We start from the raw sequence: 4,452 nt of genomic DNA, 5'->3' as shown, positions 1-4,452 counted from the left end.
TCACGAAAATATTCGCCGGTTTCAATCTGCCGTGAATCACTGCTTTTTTGTGGACGGCAGCGAGAATGTCCGCTAAACTCAGTCCCAGTTTTAGCGACTTTTTCCAATCAATTTTTTGACCAGATTCCTTGGGCACAGATAAATTCCCCGCATCGACGTATTCTCTGGCAAAAAATTGGAGTTGATGATCTTCACCAATATCGTAAATGAGCGCGATATTGGGATGCGTGAGCTGGCCCAAACGACGCGCCTGTTCGAGAAAAGTTTTTTTGGTCAATTCCGGATCGTCGTCAATTTCAAAGCCGGGCTTCAGCACTTTTAAGACAACCAGCCGCTCCAGCATGGAATCCACTGCTTTAAAACTGGAAAAAATCTGATTCTGGTGCAATTCCTGATTCACCTGAAATTTTCCCACGGACTTGAGCGCCCCATTTTCGATCTTGTCCAGCGCATCGTGGACATTCAATTTGAAAATGGGCACCGCCTCCGCAGACGCCGGGTGGCGTAACTCAAATTTCGCCGGCAGTGCAGATGCGTCTTTTTTATTTTCTGCCAGCAAATGTTGCACCGATTCTGTGACAAAAATCTGTGAAGTTTTTGCCGTTTCATGATTGTTAATTCTGTCCGCCAACAGGAAAGTTTCATCGCGCGCAAACAGCGAAAGCGCTACTTCCAAATCATCGAAAAGATATTTTGCGTACCTGTCCTGCGGCGCCAGAGCGATGGAATTGATTACGATTTCCAGCGGCGACGGGTGATTGCCGTTCGTCTCGTTGACCTGCTCCTGTTTTTTGACTAATTTTTTGGCGACGCCGGTCAATTTTTCGATATTGCCGCCAAAAACGATGAAACCGTCCCGCGCCTCAAACGCCTGAATGAATGGCTTTTCAGCCGCCGGACTTCCTTCAAAAATCGTTTTGATAGTTTTTCTGAGCCCGGGCATACTGCCCTGATCCGTGCGCAACACGAACAGACAATTGGACTGCCGCACTACTTCCGACTGCGGATTCTCTTTATTTTCAGCAGGCGTGTCCATCAGAGGTCTCATTTTCTCCAGCAAAATTTTGTCATCCAGCCCCAGATTAACACCGGAAATTTCCCGCTTATTCAAACCCAAATCCCAGATATTGGAAAAAGTGTCTCCGGAAATAAACAGTTCGTATTCCTCAATAGCGGGCTGATGAGATGCGTCTGCTTTGACGGGAAATCTTTGAAACAAACGATTGACAGCGAGAAAATGATAAACATCCGCCAGAGAATCGAAAATCTGCCGTTCCCCGACCAATTCCTTGAACCAGTCTAAATCCGTAGCGCTAAGTTGCAAGTTATCCGGAGCAACTATCGCTATTTTCCACAAATTTGTCAAATAGAGATGTTTCCAGACGGCATTTGCTTCTTCGTTGAGCAAACTTTTCAACAATTTATCAGCTTCGTCAAACTGACGTTCTTCCCAGACTTTTTTCACGTACAGGGCAACGAGCAGACGGAAACGACTCTCGTTTTCACGGAATCTATTGATAAAATCGTGCGCTCTGGCGTGAGTTTTTCTTTGCGAAAGGACGTTCAAAATTTCCCGCGCTAATTTTTCAACATTTTTGTCATCCTCTTTCCGCAACGTTTTCGCGTAAACAGCCAAGGCAGCGTCGTCGTCGCGCTTTTTTTCCAGATACAAACGCGTAGTCGTAGCGGCCAATTCTGCATCGTCTGGATTCAATTTCAGCGCCCGTTCAAAAGCGGATAGGGCTTCGCTGTCAAATTGTTTTTTAAGCAAATATGCACGACTGAGATTCAAGGACGCCGAGGCGTCGCTTTCGTCCAATTCAACTAATAGTTTGAGCTTGGCAATGGCGTTATCGTATTTGCCCAGCTCAAGGTATAATTGCCCCAATTCAGCAAGCAACTCAAAGACTAAATCTTCCGCTTGCAACTGTGGTTGTTTTTTTTGCAGTGTCACGAATCGAACCCCTTTTTTTATTTGACAATTTGAAAAATTTGATTTATTTTCTCATTGTGACGTTGACGCCGCCAAAAACGATCTTCAGTTTTCAAAATGCTTCTCGGCTCCTCCGGGACAATCAAAAAATTAGCAGATATTTCATCCGACGTGGCGGCGCGATTTTTCCATTTCACAGCAGCGACACTGATATTATCCGCACCGTCGCGCATAGCGGCGTCGTCGACCAAATGCTGCGCCAAATGAGCCAGATGATCCCGATTGAACTGAACAATGCGCAAAATTTCTTCATCAGAAAGAGCGCGCGTCAAGCCGTCCGTGCAGAGCAGAAACAGCTCGGAAGCATTTGCCGGCGCCACACGAATATCGATTTTCACTGTCGGTTCCAGCCCCAGCGCCCGCGTGATTACGTTCGCCCGCGGAATTTTCTCCGCTTGCTGCGGCGAGATTTCGCCGTCAGAAACCAGTTCATTCAGGAAAGTATGGTCCACGGAAATTTGTTCAATCTTTTGCCTGCGAACCCGGTAAATGCGGCTGTCGCCGATGTTTGCCGCTGCGAAAAAATTTTCGCCAATGAGCAGCGCCGCCAGGGTAGCGCCCATGCCGCGCAAATTTTCATTTTCCCCGGAAAGCTGAAACAACTTCCGATTGGTCAACCGAATCGCTGCGATGAGCCGCCGCACTTTTTCCGGCAAATTTTCCGGGACGTCACCGGTGATTTTTTCAATGATTGATCGCTCTAAAGATTGGAACAATGACAAAATGAATTGTCCGGCGAAACGGCTGGCCTTTTCCCCGCCGCGATGGCCGCCCATGCCATCGCAAACAAGCGTCAGCCGCATTCGCTCATCAAAAGCGACATAGTCTTCGTTCACCGCGCGAACTTTTCCGGTATCTGTCTTTACTGCGATTTCGAATTCCATTTTATATTTCAGCGCCCTCAAACCGTTCTCATTCACTCGCAATCTCGTGGGGGAATAACGATCTTCGCCGTTCAATCACGACAAAATTGACCGCGAAAATCACAAAAATCAACAAAAAAGCCAGTAAAATAGTTGCCGGAAAAAACCACTTCGGTTTCAGTCGAATTATTGCCTCCATGTTCTGAAAGCTATTCCCTTTCATTTGTCCCCAAAGAACGGCTCCGCCGGGAACGCGGCTATTCGTGGAAAAGAGTTGAAAACTGTTGTCGCTCATTCGCTGCAAAATATCAATGAAAGTGTCATTATTAAAATCTGCCACGACCGGCGAGCCAACCGGGAACGTGCCATCCCTCGATTTTAGTACATACGACGTGAGCGCTTTCCCGGTTTTACCGCTGATGACGGCAATTCCCGGGGGCAATATCGGAACGATCACGTCCTGAATTTTGTCCTTATCGACATCCGCCACTGCCATTTGGCGCGGCAAAAATTTCCCTTGGGACAAATGACTTGTCCAGTCGGCATCCGCGTTGTCACCGGCAAAAATTGCGTTCAATGGGAAACATTTCATCTCGCTAAAAGTTGCCGTCACAATTTTTTTCATTTCTCTTTTGCCGAATTCGTGAATTAAGGCAACGGCGGTCTGGCTGGAATCCGCCGCCAGCGGTAATTTTTTCGCGCGGACGACATCGCCGCTGTCCATGTTAATCGCAATAAGCGCATTCTCATCAGACAGCGCCAAAACATCCGTTTTTTTGTCGCCATCCGCATCCGCAAAAACGAAAAGATTAATTATCCGCGACTTTTTCAAATCACTGATTTGGGACAAATCAGCAATAGTTTTCACGGAAAGGGAATCCTTAGTCAACTTTGCCGAGAAAATTTTTCCGGTCTCGCTCGCAAAAAAGATTTCCGGCAGGCCGTCGCCGTCAACATCCTCTGCAATCGGCGGCGTGGAAATATTCATTTTCAAATTCAACGATTTCCACGCCGCTTCGCCGTAATTGCCAATTCCAATGTCCAAAACGCCCTGTCTGCTGGCGACAAACACGTCGGGATAGGGGTCAGAGTTGAGCTTGCCGACGATGGGCGTGCCCGTAAATTCTCCGCCCAAAATTTGACTCGACCAAAATTCCATGCCGGTTTTGCCCTCGAAAGCGGAAATAACTGTATTGAATCCAGCGACAACAATATCATTCAGGCCATTTTCGTTCAAATCGTCCAGAGCGATAGTCGAATTTGCCAATCCCCGAACGCGCGCTCCCCGTTCCCACAAATCTCGTTTCGTTCGCCCGTTGACAATTGTCAAATACCCCAATTTGTCAAAAAACACGACATCGACAAAATGGTCACCGTTAAAGTCCGCCGCTGCAATCGAGTGAAACGGCGCCGAGGCATCCGCTTCATTCATTATTGTTCCAGTGTTTGGGTCGTTGGTTTGCTGAAAAAACACGCTGTTTGTGATTTCCAATTTTTCCGGCTTCTGCTGGGCAATCGACAATTGCTTTGCAAATTTGAAAATGACCAACGCCAAAATGAGAATGACAGCAACAGAAAAAAACAAACCTACACGAT

The 4,452-nt window shown here is 47.2% G+C and carries 3 protein-coding genes; all 3 read right to left on the bottom strand.

The window, feature by feature from the left end; translation table 11 throughout:
• Window positions 1-1,954, bottom strand: a 1,954-nt coding sequence (locus GXO74_08730) for a protein kinase (GenBank protein NOZ61755.1), incomplete at its 3' end; no start/stop codon positions are given.
• A 17-nt stretch (window positions 1,955-1,971) separates the two neighbouring features.
• Window positions 1,972-2,877: a serine/threonine-protein phosphatase gene (locus tag GXO74_08725; GenBank protein NOZ61754.1), complete on the bottom strand. Its 906-nt coding sequence runs from the start codon at window positions 2,875-2,877 to the stop codon at window positions 1,972-1,974.
• A gap of 28 nt (window positions 2,878-2,905) precedes the next feature.
• A partial coding sequence (locus GXO74_08720; protein NOZ61753.1) for a hypothetical protein occupies window positions 2,906-4,452 on the bottom strand: 1,547 nt, incomplete at its 5' end.

The sequence above is a fragment of the Calditrichota bacterium genome (genome assembly GCA_013152715.1).
GTDB lineage: Bacteria > Zhuqueibacterota > Zhuqueibacteria > Thermofontimicrobiales > Thermofontimicrobiaceae > 4484-87.
The sequence above is the reverse complement of the archived record's forward strand: the minus strand, read 5'-3'. Positions and strand labels throughout refer to the sequence as shown.